This window comes from Limnohabitans sp. MORI2, assembly GCF_027925025.1.
GTDB lineage: Bacteria > Pseudomonadota > Gammaproteobacteria > Burkholderiales > Burkholderiaceae_C > Limnohabitans.
In genome coordinates, this window is sequence record NZ_AP027058.1 from 1,911,380 (window position 1) to 1,927,554 (window position 16,175).

8 protein-coding genes are annotated in these 16,175 nt (G+C 55.6%); all 8 read left to right on the forward strand.

From position 1 onward, the window contains the following. Positions 1-9: 9 nt before the first annotated feature. The 8 genes from QMG27_RS09125 to purT all read left to right on the forward strand — a co-directional run bounded on the left by QMG27_RS09125 (position 10) and on the right by purT (position 16,174). Positions 10-11,295: a YDG domain-containing protein gene (locus QMG27_RS09125; RefSeq protein ID WP_281810739.1), complete on the forward strand. Its 11,286-nt coding sequence runs from the start codon at positions 10-12 to the stop codon at positions 11,293-11,295. Beyond that, positions 11,279-11,881 carry a TonB family protein gene (locus QMG27_RS09130; protein ID WP_281810740.1) on the forward strand — a complete coding sequence of 201 codons (603 nt, stop codon included), beginning with the start codon at positions 11,279-11,281 and terminating at the stop codon, positions 11,879-11,881. The genes QMG27_RS09125 and QMG27_RS09130 overlap by 17 nt, the downstream gene beginning before the upstream one ends. 6 nt (positions 11,882-11,887) lie before the next feature. Beyond that, on the forward strand, positions 11,888-12,529 hold the full coding sequence (locus QMG27_RS09135) for a MotA/TolQ/ExbB proton channel family protein (RefSeq protein WP_281810741.1): 642 nt from the start codon (positions 11,888-11,890) through the stop codon (positions 12,527-12,529). Next, the gene (locus tag QMG27_RS09140; protein WP_281810742.1) at positions 12,526-12,942 is read left to right on the forward strand and encodes a biopolymer transporter ExbD; all 417 of its coding nucleotides are present in this window, start codon (positions 12,526-12,528) and stop codon (positions 12,940-12,942) included. The genes QMG27_RS09135 and QMG27_RS09140 overlap by 4 nt, the downstream gene beginning before the upstream one ends. Positions 12,943-12,958: 16 nt before the next feature. Beyond that, positions 12,959-13,762, forward strand: coding sequence for a peptidylprolyl isomerase (locus QMG27_RS09145; protein WP_281810743.1), 804 nt, complete (start codon positions 12,959-12,961; stop codon positions 13,760-13,762). A gap of 29 nt (positions 13,763-13,791) precedes the next feature. Continuing rightward, a complete protein-coding gene (locus tag QMG27_RS09150; protein WP_281810744.1) occupies positions 13,792-14,742 on the forward strand; it encodes a dihydrodipicolinate synthase family protein in 951 nt (316 codons plus the stop codon). Further along, positions 14,739-14,936: a hypothetical protein gene (locus QMG27_RS09155; RefSeq protein ID WP_281810745.1), complete on the forward strand. Its 198-nt coding sequence runs from the start codon at positions 14,739-14,741 to the stop codon at positions 14,934-14,936. The genes QMG27_RS09150 and QMG27_RS09155 overlap by 4 nt, the downstream gene beginning before the upstream one ends. A gap of 98 nt (positions 14,937-15,034) precedes the next feature. Further along, complete coding sequence (purT, locus tag QMG27_RS09160; RefSeq protein WP_281810746.1) at positions 15,035-16,174, forward strand: formate-dependent phosphoribosylglycinamide formyltransferase; 1,140 nt, start codon at positions 15,035-15,037, stop codon at positions 16,172-16,174. The last annotated feature ends 1 nt before the right edge of the window (position 16,175 follow it).

The following is a 16,175-nucleotide window of genomic DNA, read 5'->3' on the forward strand; positions in this document are numbered from 1 at the left end:
AACGCACACATGAACCGCATCTACCGCACCCTTTGGTCAGCCGCCACGCAGTCGTGGCAAGCCGTGCCTGAGACCGCTAAAACCGCTGGCAAAAAAAGTAAGTCATCAGCGGGCGGTGTGGTGGCATCGGTTGCCTTGGGCTTGTCCTTGCAAGGGGGTGCGGGCGCACAATCGCCTCCGGCGCCGCCCCCCGCCATCAACCAACTGCCCACGGGTGGCAACGTGGCACGCGGCACCGCCACCATCAGCCAAACGGCTACTGCACAAGCGGCGGCCATGGTGGTCAACCAAAGCAGCCAACGCGCGGTGGTCAACTGGAACACCTTCAACGTCGGTAGCAATGCCAGTGTGAACTTTGTGCAGCCCAACGCACAAGCCGTGACACTCAACCGCGTGAACGACAGCAACCCTAGTCAAATCTTTGGGCGCATCACCGCCAATGGCCAAGTGTTCATCACCAACGCCAATGGCATTTACTTCTCGCCCACCTCGTCGGTGGACGTGGGCGCCATCACTGCCACCACCCACAGCATCACCGACGACAACTTCATGTCGGGCAAGTATGTGTTTGAGCGCAACGGGGCCACAGGCAAAGTCATTAACGAAGGCAACATCACCGCCGCTTTGGGTGGCTATGTGGCCTTGCTCGCACCCGAGGTGCAAAACGCAGGCGTGGTCGTGGCACGCGCAGGCACCGTGGCCATGGCTGCGGGTGAACTGATTACCCTCAACATCGATGGCGCAGGCAGCTTGGCGGGCATCACCACCACACCCAGCACCATTGATGCACTGATAGAAAACAAACTTGTTGTGCTCGCCCCTGATGGGCAAATTATTTTGTCTGCCGTGGCGCTAGACAAACTGCAAGCCGGTGTGGTGAAAAACAGCGGCAGCCTAGAAGCCAACAGTTTGGTCAACAAAGGCGGCAAGATTGTTTTAGAGGGCGACGAGATCGTCATGGACCGCAACAGCAAGATAGAAGCCAAAGGCCGCACAGGCGGCGGCGTGGTGCTGGTGGGCGGCGATTGGCAAGGCAGTGGCGATGTGCGACAAGCCACCAAGGTGACGATGGAGGCTGGTGCCACCATTGACGCCAGTGCCACCGACAACGGCGACGGCGGCAAGGTGGTGTTGTGGAGTGACATTCACAACGCCGACAGCGTGACGCGAGTGAATGGCAGCATCAAAGCAGAAGCAGGACCCAATGGCGGTGATGGTGGGCAGATTGAAACGTCGGGCCATGTGTTGAATGTGGATGGCATTCAAATCAGCACGCAATCGCAAAACAGTGCAACTGGCATGTGGTTGCTTGACCCTTGGGACATCACCATCGACTCGAGCAATGCAACGGGAACAACTTGGGCAAATCCTTATACATCGGCCGCAACCAGTACGATTTTGGTGTCAAGCATCACAGGTGCACTGGGCAGCGGTACTGGTGGTAGCAACGTGACTATCACCACGGGCGGTACAGCACCTGATGGCAATGGAAGCGGCAACATCACGGTCAACGCTGACCTCTCTTGGTCCAGCATCAGGACACTGACACTGACAGCACTCGGCGGTGTCAGCGGCACTGGTAATATTTCAATGGCAGGTGCTGCAGGTACAGGAGTGATCTTCAGTCAAACTGGCAGCTCAACCTACTCTGGCATCATCAGTGGAACCAATGCAAAACTAACTAAGTTAGGCGCTGGAACACTCACACTCACAGGTAACAACAGCTACGGAGGCGGAACCACACTCTCAGCAGGCACATTGAATCTGGGCTCGGCCAACGCCATTGGCACCAGTGGCACCATGCAATTTGCGGGTGGCACATTGCAATTTTCAAGTAATAACAACACCACCGATTACTCTGCTCGATTTGGTCTTGTAGCCGGTTACAACTATCTCATTGACACGAATGGCTATGACATCAAACTTGCCGCCAATTTAGGGGCAGCCACTCTGACGAAATCAGGTGGCGGCACCCTGACGCTAACTGGCACAGACACCGGCATCACAGGCGTCACAATCAACGGTGGAATCTTGCAGATAGGTGATGGCAATACAACCGGTGCCATCGCTAACAACGCAGCAGTGACAACTACTGCCAATACCACCCTCATCTTTAATCGCAGCGATGACATCACGTACAGCTCATTGGCAGTCGGCGGTGCTGGTGGTTTGACCAAAATTGGTAATGGTACCTTGAGCATGTCAATGTCATTTGCCAATAACAAGTACTCAGGCCCCACTCTCGTTAAATCAGGAACTCTTTTCTATAACAGCATGGGCGGTGTGCTCAATGTGTATTCACCGCACACTGTCGAATCTGGAGCAACGCTCAAATACATTTCCGGCGTATATATTGGTAGCTTGAGCGGTGCGGGCACAGTTTATGGAACAGGTACCACTGGACCAGTGACTTTGTACATGGGGAACGATAACACCAGTACCACGTTCAGTGGCATATTCAAAGGCGATGCAGCCGCAGGCCCCAATATTGTTAAAAATGGCACAGGAACTTTCACCTACACGGGTAGCTTATCTGGCTATTTTTCTGGACTTTCCACAGGGGTGAGTGGAGGTACTGTACAGATTGGAAACGGCAGTGCAGGCCTAGGTGATATAGGTACAACGAGTTTATCTATCAATTACAACAGCACGGTCATTATTAACCGCAGTGATGATTTTTCGATCGCAGGTCTCACTGCTGGTATGAGCGGAAGCGGTGCATTCATTCTTAACAGCGCGAACACGGTGACCTTGTCAAAGTCTGGCTCTTTTGCTGGTTCGGTTGTTTTGAATGCAGGCACTTTGCATTTGAGTCCTAGCATCCTTGCAAGTTCTGGCACGCTTATGCAAGGCTCCGGCCAAGCAACACTCAAATTCACATTCAACGGTGGCACGCTGAAATACTCAGCCAATGACACTTACGACTATTCGCAAAACTTCATCACCACAGCCGGGCAAAACTACCGTATCGACACAAGCGGTCAATCCGTCACATTTGCCACAGCCTTAACCAGTGTAGGGGGCGTGCTCACCAAAATAGGCAGCGGCACACTGAATTTAACGGCAGCCAACACCTATGACGGTGGCACCACCATTGGCGCGGGGGGGACCTTGCAAGTAGCAAGTGGGATGGGTACGGTTGGTGCACTAGGCTCAGGCTCCGTCGTCGATAACGGCACTCTCTCTATCAACACGACAACTGCTTACACATTAAACAACGTCATCAGTGGCGCTGGCTATTTAACGCAAACTGGCACGAGTACCACTACAGTAACGAGTGACAACAGCAGCTTCACAGGTGGCATCAACATCAATGCAGGTACGCTGACCGTAGGCTCGACCAATGCATTGGGGATTGGTGGAACCATCAGCTTTGGCGGTGGCGCTTTGAAATACGGCACAGGCTACACCACCGATTTTTCTAACCGATTCAGCAACGCCATCAATCAGCTTTACAAGATTGATACCAACAGTCAAAACATCACGCTGGCATCTTCTTTTGGAAACACCGGCAGCAGCTTTACCAAGCAAGGCGCTGGCACTCTCACACTTACAGGCACCAACACCTACACTGGCAACACAAACATCAATGCAGGCACTTTGAAAGCAGGCAGTGCCAGTGCTTTTGGCTCAGGCGCTGTTATTGAAACCAGCGGGGCTGTGTTGGACCTCAATGGACAAACCATCACCGGCAACACAGGCTTAACCTTATACGGCACAGGCATCAGCAGCGGCGGGGCTTTGATCAACAGCAGCGCGACAGGTGCAAGCTTTGCAGGCTTGCTCACTTTGGGTACAGCCAGTTCAATCGTGGCTGGCACAGGTTCTATTGCATTGACCCACACAGGCACCATCACAGGCGGTTTTGGTTTGACGCTCGATGGTGCAGCGGGCGGATCCATCAACAGCATCATTGGCACGGGTGCAGGCACGTTGACCAAAAATGGCGCTGGCACTTGGACACTCAATGGTGCCAACACGTTCACAGGCAGCACAACCATTGGCACTGGCACGTTGACGATTGGTGGTGCAGGCTCACTCGGTGGTGGGACGTATGCAGGTGCAATAACCAACACTGGAACTTTCAACTATGCCTCATCTGCAACTCAAACCTTATCGGGAGCAATTTCAGGCGTCGCAGGTGTTTTGACAGACAGTGGTACGGGTACGTTGACCTTGACCGGCACCAACAGCTATACAGGTACAACAACCATCAACAGCGGAAGCACACTGCAAGTGGGCAGTTTGAGTGGTACGTCAGGAACCCTTGGATCAGGCGCAGTCACTGACAACGGAAATTTAATCATCTCTCGCTCAGGTGCATTAACGTTGAATAGCATTGCATCTGCGGGCATCACTGGCACGGGCAACATCACTGTGCAGTCCGCAAGCACCGTCAATGTCAATGCAGCCATCACATTGAGTGGTGCTACCAGCACCATCTATGTTGAAGCGGGTGCCAATTCGGCAGCGGGTGTTTCATTGCTAAGTGATGTCACGTTAACCAACACAATCACCACCAGCGCCACCGGAACCGTTGCTATTTTTGCAGGCTCTCCAACATTCGTTCCGGCGAATGGCTCAACAGCCAATCTGAGTCTCAAAATGGCTGGAGCCACAGGCGCCATCCAATACAAAACCTACAACGCCAACCTAGCCTCACTAAGCACTGTGGTCGCGGGCACACGTAACTTTTATTACCGTGCCAGCCCCACCGGCGTCACAGCCACTGGTATACGGGCAACAAAAACATACGACGGTACAAACAACGCCTTGGGCTACATCGACACCAGCGCGGCGTCTGTGTCTGGCCTCTCATCTGATGAGTCAGGCATTGGAGCCGTCACTGGCTTTGCATTCACCACAGCCAACTTCAATGATGCCAATGCAGGTACAAAAACGTTGACCTTGGGTGGTGCATCCATCAATACAGCCACTTGGACCATCAAAGGTCTGTCTATGTCGACCACTGGCGGGTCCGCCACGATCAACAAAGCCAACTTGGTATTGACGGGTTCTAAAACGTACGACGGCACATCGTCTGTCTCTGGCGCGCAATTGATTGCCACGGGTGTGCATAGCGAGTCGTTCGCGATCACTGGCACAGGTGCCAGCGGCAACCTCGGCACTGCCGATGTTCAAACCAACGCGCTCATGACCAGCGTGACTGGTTTGACTCTAGGCGCCAGCAATGGCATCAATGCAGGCGCTTCAACCAACTACAACGTCTTGGGTACCACTGGCTCCAGCTTTACCGTGCAGCCCGCCACTGCCATATTGACTGCCACCAAAACCTACGATGGCAACACATCGTTGACAGGAAGCCAACTCACCATCACGGGCGTGACCGTAGGCAGCGTGACGCAAACTTTGGGATACAGCGGCACAGCCAGCTTGATGGATGCCAATGTGGCCACTGCCAACAATTACATCTCGGGCACAGGCTTGGTCTTGACCAATGGCACTGGCACAGCCAGCAACTATGTACTGCCTGCTTACAGCTATAGCGCAAACAACAACCGAGCCACCGTCAACGCCAAGTCAATTCAAGTGACGTTGGCATCACCCAGCAGCACCTACACCTACGATGCTGTGACGTCATATGCCACGCTTGCATCCGGCTTGACGGCTTACACCACCAATATTCCGATGGTGGGTAGCGACAGCATTGCAAGCCTGAACTATGCAGTCACCAGCAATGGCGTGGCGGTCAGCACAGGCGTGGCGCAGGCTGGTAACTTCTCTGTCACACCCAGCCTCAACAGTTTGAGTGCGGGCGCAGCCGCCAGCAACTACAGCTTCACCTTCAACCCCTTGATCGTGGCAGTGGCCAAAGCCACTCTCACCGTGGGCGGCACCCCCATCGCTGCCAACAAAACTTACGACCGCACAACCGCTGCCACTGTCAGCGGCGGTTCGTTGGTCGGTGTGCTGGGCAGCGACAGTGTGACTTTGACGGAAGCTGGCACTTTTGCATCGGCCAATGTGGGCAACGGCATCGCGGTAACAGCCAACGACACCATCAGTGGCAGCAGCGCCAGCAACTACACGCTCATTCAACCTACAGGTTTAAGTGCTGACATCACAGCCAAAGCACTCACGGTGAATAACACCACCGTCGCCAACAAAGCCTACAGCGGTACCAACACAGCCACGCTCAGCGGCGGCACATTGGTGGGTGTGATTGCGGGTGACACCGTGACCTTGAATGAAGCTGGCACGTTTGCATCGATCAATGCCAGCAGCTCCCCCATTGCAGTAACTGCCGCCGACACATTGGGTGGCGGCAGCGCAGGCAACTACACCCTCACACAACCCACTGGCTTAAGTGCCTACATCAACAAAGCCAACGCCACCGTCACAGCCAGCAGCGGCACAGTCACGTACACAGGCTTGGCTCAATCGGTGAGTGGTTTTACGGCCACTGGTTTGGTCAATGGTGAGACTGCCGCAGTCCTGTCTGGCGTGAGTGCTGGTGCCACAGGCACGAATGCTGGCAGCTACGCCTCTGTCGCCACTGGTACCGACAACAACTACAACCTCACATTCGTCAACGGTGCGCTCACCATCAACAAGGCCAATGCCACCGTGACCGCCAGCAGTGGCTCCACCACCTACAACGGCTTATCGCAATCAGTCAGTGGGTTCACCGTCACCGGCTTGGTGAACAACGAATCTCCAAGCGTACTCACAGGCGTCAGTGCCGGTGTCACAGCGACCAATGCGGGCACATATGCCTCCACAGCAACAGGCACCGACACCAACTACAACCTCACGTTTGTGAATGGTGCATTCACCATCAACAAAGCCAATGCCACCGTGACCGCCAACAGTGGCACAGCCACCTACACAGGCTTGGCTCAGTCGGTGAGTGGCTTCACAGCCTCAGGCTTGGTCAATGGCGAATCTGCCTCTGTACTCACGGGTATCACGGCCAGCGGCACGGGCACCAATGCAGGCACATACGCCTCAACCGCCAGCGGCACCGACACCAACTACAACCTCACCTTTGTTCCTGGCTCGTTCACCATCAACAAAGCACACCTCACCGTCACTGCAGACAACGCCAGCAAAACCTATGGTGCTGCCAATCCAACGCTGAGTGCCACTGTGAGTGGATTTGTGAATGGGGAAACTTTGGGTACATCAGGCGTCTCAGGTGCAGGAGCCGCCAGCACCACGGCCACCGCTTTGACTGGTGCAGGCACCGCCGTCATCACTCCCAGCTTGGGCACATTGACTGCCAGCAACTACGACTTCACCAACTTCGTCAACGGCACGTTGACGATCAACAAAGCCAACGCCACCGTGACAGCCAGCAGCGGCACCGCCACCTACACAGGCTTGGCCCAATCGGTGAGTGGCTTCACGGCCTCTGGCTTGGTCAACGGCGAAACTGCCACAGTGCTCACAGGTGTGAGCACCACCGGCGGCACCGGCACCAATGCAGGCAGCTACACACACACCGCCAGTGGCACGGCTGCCAACTACAACCTCACCTTTGTGGATGGTGCGCTCACCATTGGCAAGGCGAGTGCCACGGTCACAGCCAACAGCGGCAGCACCACCTACAACGGGGCAGCACAATCGGTCAGCGGCTTTACCGCCACAGGCTTGGTGAACGGCGAAACCACAGCCGTGCTGAGCAGCGTGACGGCCGGTGCCACAGGCACCAACGCAGGCACCTACACCGCCACAGCCAGTGGCACCGACAGCAACTACAACCTCACGTTTGTAAACGGCACCTACACAATCAACAAAGCTCCGTTGAGCGTGAGCCTGACTGGCCAAACCAAGGTGTACGACGGCACAACCAATGCCACACTGGCCAATGGCAGCCTAACGCTCACCGGCTTTATGAGTGGTGAAGGCGCTACCGTGTCGCAAACACAGGCCAGCTACAACAGCCCCAATGTGTTGAATGCCACGTCTGTCACGGCCAGCTTGGCCGCTGGCGACTACACCGCCAGCAGCGGAACATTGCTGAGCAACTATGTGTTGCCCACCAGCGCCACGGGTACAGGCAGCATCACCCCCGCGCGCTTGAGTGCATCGGGCACGAAGACGTATGACGGCTTGGTGGCATTTAATGCCGCAGGGCTAACCGTGTCAGGCGTGAATGGCGAAACTTTTGCAGCCACGGGCTCTGGCACGATGGGCAGCAAGAACGTGCAAACCAACCAAGCTTTGTCTAGCGTGGCGGGCTTGAGCCTGAGTGGCAACAGCGGCGCGCTGACCAGCAACTATGCGGCTTTGGCTACGAGTGACACGCAGGTGTCGGTCACCCCCTTGGCAGTGAACCTGAATGCGCCATCGGCCAACAAGACCTATGACAGCACCACGTTGTACCAAGTGAGTGCAGCTGATTTGACAGCCCTGTCGAGCCAGTTGGTGGGCGGCGATCGCGTGACAGCGGCCCAGGTGACGTATGCCGACAAAAACGCAGGCAGCAACAAACGCGTGATGCTCAACAGCGTGACCATCAACGATGACAACGGTGGCAACAACTACACCGTGGGCAAGTTGGATGTGAACACGGGCGTGATCAACAAAGCACCGCTGACCGTGACGGCAGTCAGTGATGCACGCTTTGTGACGCAAGCCGATGCCGCTGGCTACGCAGGCGTGGTGTACAACGGTTTGGTAGGCGGCGAAACCGCATCGGTGCTCACAACCGGCACCATTGCACGCAACAATGCCAACACCAACACGGGTGCAGGCCAATACACAGGCACGTTGCAAGCGTCAGGTTGGCAGTCGGGCAACTACAACATTAGCTACGTTGCGGGCGACTACACGATTGTGGGGGCACACACCCTGCTGGTGCGTGTGCCCACGGTCAGCACCACGTATGGCACGGCGGCGACTTACACACCCGTCGCGCAGTACTTGGATGGCAGCAACAACACCATCGTCACCCTCACCCCCACCGTGACTGGCAACGCATTGACGGTGAACGACAACGCTGGTGGCTCGGCAAGTTTTGCCATCACTGCCGCCAACGCCACGCTGAGCAGCTCGGGCAATGTGCAAGCGGGTGGTTACAACTTGCAAGCCAGCAATGTGGTGAAGGTCGGCAATAACTTCCAAAACTTGGTGATGACGGGTGGCCTGACGGTGAACCCCAAAGTGCTCAACAGCAATTTGGGCGTGCAACCCATCACCAAGGTGTATGACGGCAGTGCCAGCATCAGCAATTTGGGTTTGAATTTCGACCAACCCTTGGCAGGTGTCACCACGGGCGACACGGTGAGCTTGACTGGCTCTGGCAGCTTTGATGACCGCCATGTGGCGACCAACAAAACCGTCAATCTGAGTTTGGGCTTGCTCGGCACCGACTCGGCCAACTACGCTTTGGCCACGCCAAGTTTCACGACCAACACAGGATCAATCACGCAGTTGGCCTCGGTCACCTACACGGGGGCAAGCAACGGCAACTGGTCAGACTTCAGCAACTGGGCAGGGGGCGCCATGCCTGACCGCAACAACGTGGCGCAAGTCATCGTCCCCACGGGTAAGACGGTGGTCTACAACAGCGACCAAGTGGGCACGATTGGCAGCACATTGACGGTGGATGGTGCAGTTCGCTTCACATCCAGCAATGCGTTCACGCTGGCCAACACGGTGTCAGGCGCAGGTGACTTGCAACAACGCGGCAACGGCATGCTGACGGTGAGCGGCACCAACACCAACTTCACTGGCAACTTAGACATTGGCAGCTACCAAGCCACGCTCAACAACGCGCAAGCATTGGGCACAGGGCATGTGGTGGCCAGTGGTGGGCAGTTGTCGGTAGCGTCGGGCGTGACGCTGTCAGCCTTGCATGTGGATGGTGCGGTGACGGTAGACACTGCTATCAAGACCACCGGCGATCAGGTGTACAACGGGGCATTGACCTTCCTCAGCTCGGGCACGGCGCAAGCGCCTAACTTTGAGTCAGATGCAGGCAATGTCGACTTCTTAGGCACGGTGAGTGCCGGCAGTGGCTCTAAAACAGCACAGCGCTCATTGGCAGTTGCAGCCCCTCAAGGCAGTGTGTTGTTCAACGACCAAGTGGGCCGTATGGTCAAGAACCTTGACTTCAACATCTACCTCACCTCCGGGCTGCTAGACACCAGCCCTTACGCGTTGACGGTGACTGCACCGACCATCAAACTGTTGGGCGATGTGACCACCTTTGATTCACAAACCTACGATGGCGCAGTGCGCGTGGGCAACAACACGTTGAACAGCAATACACGTTTGTTGGTGTCGGTGGACCCGAGCATCACCTTCAAAGGCACCGTGGACGATATCGCCCCTGCAGGCAAGGTGAACGGTTTGGATGTGCGTGCCATCAGCCTGGCCGCCATCACCGGCAGCACGCCCGTGCCCACCATTACCTTTGAGGACAACGTGGGCACCACCTCGCCTTTGGCGAGCTTGCGGTTAGCGGCAGGTACGCAAAGCACTGTCTCAGGCGCGATGGTGACAGACATCAAGACCGATGACGCCTCACGCCGCGATACCAACTACAAGGGTGACATCGTGCTCAAGGGCAACCTGACTGTGGATGTTGCACCTGAGATGATTGCCGAGCAGTTGCTAGCACCTACTGGCTCGCCCACCTTGACTTGGAGTAGCGGCACACCTGATTTCAGATTGCGTTTGGCGGGTGTTGGCAACGACATCGTGCTGCCAACCAATTTCCATCAAAACGCACCTAACCAAGGCGGCAGTTCAAACAGTAGCGGCAATAGCAACGCTGGCGTGGTCAACACGACCACAGGCCTTGATGCCATTGAAGCAGGCTCTCAGTGGTCCATGGCACACCGCACGCGTGTTGCGCAATTGGCGGTCAACGATGCACCGATGAAGGTGTTGCGCGAACCATCGGGCCAGATGGTGGCCGATGTGCAAGTGGGCAATGAAGCCACCACGCTGCCCAACGTCTCAAGCGGCAATGTGTCACGCGTGCAGGCACAAACGGTGAACGTGAGCAGCTCCGGTGCGTTTGTGCAGGTGCGTGAGTTTGCACCGCAAGCCTTGGAAGCTCAGAAACCTTTCGTGTTTGAGTTGCCAGCGGACACGTTTGTGCACAGCCGCGAGGGCGAGTACCTGAAGCTTTCTGCCACCCTGAGCAATGGTGCGAATTTGCCACGCTGGGTGAAGTTCTCGTTCAGAGATCGCAGCTTCAGCGGTGAAGCCCCCAAGCATGTGAAGTCGCTCGATGTGAAAGTGACGGCCACAGATCGCCAAGGCAAGCGCGCTTCAACGCGTATCCGCTTGGTATTCACGCATGGTTCAGGTTCATAAAAAGTTTGACCAACTCACGTTGGCCCTCATAGCGGGGGTCGCGGTTGTGCATCTTTTGGCTTTGCATCCCGTGTCGTGGGGCTCTGACGAAGACACCCGCGAAGATGAGGTTGAAGTGGTGATTGAGGTGGCAGCCAATCGGCCCATGGCGACCACGCGCACGCCCGAGACAGCCGCACTCACACCACCGCCGCGTGCCTTGCCCAAACCAAGTACACGAGAGGCCGCCGACGAGGTGGCCCCACAACCCACGATGAGCCGTGCCGCCGCACCCGCCACACAAGGGGCAGAGGTACCCAGCACGAATGTGACCTACGAAGTAGGCAGCACCAAGAACCCTCGCCCACCCTACCCGCCTGCGGCTTTCATGGCCCGCATTGAAGGGCGTGTGATTGTGAAAGTGCATGTCATGGCCGATGGCAAGCCGGCAGAGGTTCAGTTGCTGCAAACCAGTGGTTCAGCACAGTTAGACAAATCAGCCCTCGACACCCTTGCCAAGTGGGAGCTACAGCCCGCACGCAAAAACGGTGAAGCCATTGACCAATGGATTGAGATTCCCATTCACTTTCGCGTTCTCCAAAAGTAAACCACCATGCATTCTTCTTGGGTCATTGACACCACTTTGTATTTGCTCACGTTCATGTCGTTTTTGAGCTGGAGTATTTTTATCGCCAAGACCTTGGCCGCATGGCGAAGCCAACGTGCCACTGCGCAGTATTTGGCAACGCAATGGCAATCACCTCGCTGGGAAACACTCAGCGATGCCACACACGCACAAGACAGTGACTTGGCCAAGTTGAGCCATGCCGGCATGTCGATATGCCACGAATGCACCCACGGTCAATATGGCACCGAAGAGTTGTATACCTTGGTGTCTGCGGGTTTGGGGCAAGAGATCAAGCAACTCACACGCGAGCGTGAAAGCTGGTTGGGTGTGTTGGCCAGCGTGAGTTCGATTGCACCGTTTGTGGGTTTGTTTGGCACGGTGTGGGGCATCATGCACGCCTTGGTGGTGATTGGTGAAACAGGACAAGCCACGATTGCGGTGGTGGCTGGCCCGATTGGCGAGGCCTTGATTGCCACCGCCATTGGTATTGCCACTGCAGTGCCTGCTTTGATTTTTTACAACGTGTTGATGCGCAACACGCGTTTGCATGTGACGCAGCTGGAAGCTTTCGCTGAGCGCTTTTTGCGCCTCGCTTTGAAGCACCGAGGAAAGTGGAGCGGCGCATGATTGGCGCACAAGAAGACAACGCAAGCGGCATGTTGGCCGACATCAACATCACACCGCTGGTGGATGTGATGATGGTGTTGCTGGTGATTTTCATGGTGACGGCGCCACTCTTGGTGCCACAAAGCATTGGCATTCACTTGCCGAAAACAGCATCCGTCAAATCGCCCCAACAGCCCAACAAGGGGCGTTTGACGCTGGATGACAAAGGTGATTTGCGCATGGATGATCGCGCCATCACCTCAGAGCAATTGCCCAAGTACTTGAGCGACAAAGCACAAGACGAAAACTATGCGCTGTCCATCGAAGCAGATGACAATGTGCGCTACGGCCGTGTGGCCGAAGTACTGGCGCTGGCACGTGCTGCAGGCGTGAGCAAAATTGCGTTTGTGACGGTGCTAGATGGAAAACGTTAATGACATGAAAGAAGTTATGAAATCTAAAACCAACACGCTGCGTCACTCGATTTTGGCGAGCGCTTTGTTTGTATTCGCTGGGGCAACACTCGCGGCGGACACCACGATTGCCACCGTCAATGGCGCCAAAATCAGCAGTGATGTGTTGGAGTTTTTGGTCGCCAACAATGTGGCACAAGGCATCAAAGACACGCCCGATTTACGGGCAGCACTCAAGACCGAGCTGATCTCTCGCGAGGTGCTGGTGCAAGAGGCCAAAAAGCAAAGCGTGGACAAAGAGAAGACCTTCAAGATGCAGTTGCAGATGCAACAAAACAGCTTGCTGATAGACGGCTTGCTGGCCAAGCAGTTTGCCAATCTGCAAATCGCTGAAGAAAAGCTGCGTGCCGAATACAACCGCCAAGTAGAACAACTCAAGGATGCCGAGCAGTACCAAGTCAGCCACATCGTCACGGCCACAGAGGCGGATGCGAAAGCGGTGATCAAAGAGTTGAATGCCAAGAAAAACACCACATTCGCCAAGCTAGCGCGCGAGAAGTCGATTCATGCCAGCGCACAAAATGGTGGCAACTTAGGGTGGCTTTTGCCCAATCAAATTACCCCTGTGCTGGCCAATGTGGTGATGAATCTCAACATTGGCAGCATCACCACCACCCCCATCGCCACGCCCGAAGGTTGGCAAATTTTGATGGTGGAAGGAAAGCGCAAATTCAAAGTGCCTACTTTTGAAGAAAGCAAGCAACAACTGGTGAATGCCGTCTTCGCCCAAGAACGCGCGGAATATGTGCAAAAGCTGGTGAATGCGGCGAAGGTGGAATGACCTCCATTGATTGACAAGGAACAAACGCCATGGCTCATGAAAACATTGCAAATTCAATCGGTTTCGACGGCGTTTGGGTAGATGTCTTGATGCCGCTTCAAGCGGACTTCAGCATTGACGAGCCTAAGTTGGCTTCGCACCTGCGCAACCTGAGCGCCAAAGGGTTCGAGAACTTTGTGTTGTTTGGTCATGCAGGCGAAGGCACATCGTTTTCAGCCGATGAAAAACTGGCCGCCATGACGCATGTGATTGCGGCTGGCGTGGAAGCCAAAAATTTACTGCTGGGCGTGAGCTCGTCTTCATACACCGAGGCCGCGCAGTTCATGCGCAAGGCTTATGGCCTTGGCGGGCGACGGTTTTTGGTGTCGGCACCGCTGTATGACCAACCGTATAGCCACATTGGGTTGTTTGATTATTTCGACCAGATGATCAGGCAAGTCAATCAAAGCGACTGGCAACTGTTCATTCATCAGTTGGGTGGCAAAAACCAAGCGTCTGATTTGCCAGAGGCCACCTTGGCTGATTTGCAAAAGACACACCCGCAGATTTTTGTAGGCATCGTGGACCAAGATAGCCACGTCAACCACACGGTGGAGTTGATTCGCGCATTCGACACCACACTTGCCATTGCATCGTGCCACGAGCCTAACCTGACCATCCTCAGTCCCACAGAGGTATGCGTGTCTGCATTGGCCAATGTGATGCCCAACACCATCAAGCATGTGATCGCCCATGACTTTGTGAACAACGCCACCAAGGTGCCAGGCATGAAAGTGGCAAAGCCTGATGACCGCGTGACAGAGTTGATGGCCATTTTGGACAACTACCCGCAAGTGGCGGCCCTCAAGCTAATGCTGTCACAGCACTACCGCATGGAGAGTTGGGAACGTGTACGACCGCCCCAATCGGCACTGACCAAAGAGGCCAAGGCAAAGCTCTTGGCTGCATTCAAAACATTCAACTTGCAGGCCACCGAATGAACTTTGCAAACACTTGGTATGTGATTGAACGCAACAACCACTTTGAAACCATCTCGCACGAAGCCATGTCGCTGCTCCCCGAAGGCAGCTATGTGATGCTGCAAAACTTCGCCACACACCACGAAGCGCTGGAAGAACACAAGCGCTTGGTTCGCTTAGCCATAGACGAGATGAAGCACAAGCTGGGCAGTTAATCGCCTGCCACGTACTTCCCAGCTCGCAGGCATTTTGTATACGCCCTCCATTTGGGAGTTCAGAAAATAAAGGCTATCCATTTTCTTGATAAGCCTTTATGAAAAAAATCCTCCTCTTAGGTTCCGGCGAGCTCGGCAAAGAATTCGTCATTAGCGCCAAGCGCTTGGGCTGCTATGTGGTGGCCTGCGATAGCTATGCAGGCGCACCGGCCATGCAAGTGGCCGACGAGTGCAGCGTGTTCAGCATGTTGGACGAAGCGGCATTGCGTGCAGCCATTGCCCAACACCAACCCGACTTGATCGTGCCTGAGATTGAGGCCATTCGGACCGAAGTGTTGCTCGAGGTGGAGAAAGAAGGCTTTGAAGTCATCCCCAGCGCCCGCGCTGCCAACCTCACCATGAACCGCGATCGCATTCGTGACGTGGCCGTGGGCTTGGGTGTGCGCACTGCCAAGTTCAGCTACGCCGAGTCAGCCGAGGAGTTGATGAGCCAAGCCAAGGCGATTGGTTTTCCGGTGGTCATCAAGCCGGTGATGAGCTCGTCGGGCAAAGGCCAAAGCGTGGCAAAGACCGAAGCCGACATTCAAACCAGTTGGGACTACGCGTGCGAAGGCATGCGCGGTGACCGCCGACGCGTCATCGTGGAAGAATTCATCCACTTCGAGTTTGAAATCACCCTGCTCACCATTCGCCAACGCAATGGCAACACGGTGTTTTGCCAACCCATTGGCCATGTGCAAGAGCGCGGCGACTACCAATACAGCTGGCAACCTCAACCCATGAAGCCTGAATACCTGAAGGCCGCAGAACAAATGGCCGAGAAGGTCACGTCCGACCTGGGCGGTGCGGGTTTGTTTGGGGTGGAGTTCTTTGTGACGAAAGACGAAGTCATCTTCAGCGAGCTCAGCCCTCGCCCACACGACACGGGCATGGTCACGCTCATCAGCCAAAATTTGAGCGAGTTTGATTTGCACGCCCGCGCCATTTTGGGTTTGCCTATCCCGAACATCGACACGGTGGAAGGCGCGAGCGCGGTGGTGCTGGCGACGAAAGAAGGTGTGTCACCCACTTTCACAGGCGTGGCCGACGCCATGAGCGAGCCAGGCACCGATGTGCGCATCTTCGGCAAGCCCACCACGCGCCCTTACCGCCGCATGGCGGTGGCTTTGGCAAAAGGCGAGAACGCACTCGAACGTGCGCGTGCCGCCGCGAAGAAGATCACGGTGGTCACGCAGTAAG

What these genes read in the sequence shown, in the direction of transcription:
- QMG27_RS09125 (WP_281810739.1), top strand. Translation starts at nt 10, where the DNA reads ATGAACCGCATCTACCGCACCCTTTGGTCAGCCGCCACGCAGTCGTGG.
- QMG27_RS09130 (WP_281810740.1), top strand. Translation starts at nt 11,279, where the DNA reads ATGGTTCAGGTTCATAAAAAGTTTGACCAACTCACGTTGGCCCTCATA.
- QMG27_RS09135 (WP_281810741.1), top strand. Translation starts at nt 11,888, where the DNA reads ATGCATTCTTCTTGGGTCATTGACACCACTTTGTATTTGCTCACGTTC.
- QMG27_RS09140 (WP_281810742.1), top strand. Translation starts at nt 12,526, where the DNA reads ATGATTGGCGCACAAGAAGACAACGCAAGCGGCATGTTGGCCGACATC.
- QMG27_RS09145 (WP_281810743.1), top strand. Translation starts at nt 12,959, where the DNA reads ATGAAATCTAAAACCAACACGCTGCGTCACTCGATTTTGGCGAGCGCT.
- QMG27_RS09150 (WP_281810744.1), top strand. Translation starts at nt 13,792, where the DNA reads ATGGCTCATGAAAACATTGCAAATTCAATCGGTTTCGACGGCGTTTGG.
- QMG27_RS09155 (WP_281810745.1), top strand. Translation starts at nt 14,739, where the DNA reads ATGAACTTTGCAAACACTTGGTATGTGATTGAACGCAACAACCACTTT.
- purT (WP_281810746.1), top strand. Translation starts at nt 15,035, where the DNA reads ATGAAAAAAATCCTCCTCTTAGGTTCCGGCGAGCTCGGCAAAGAATTC.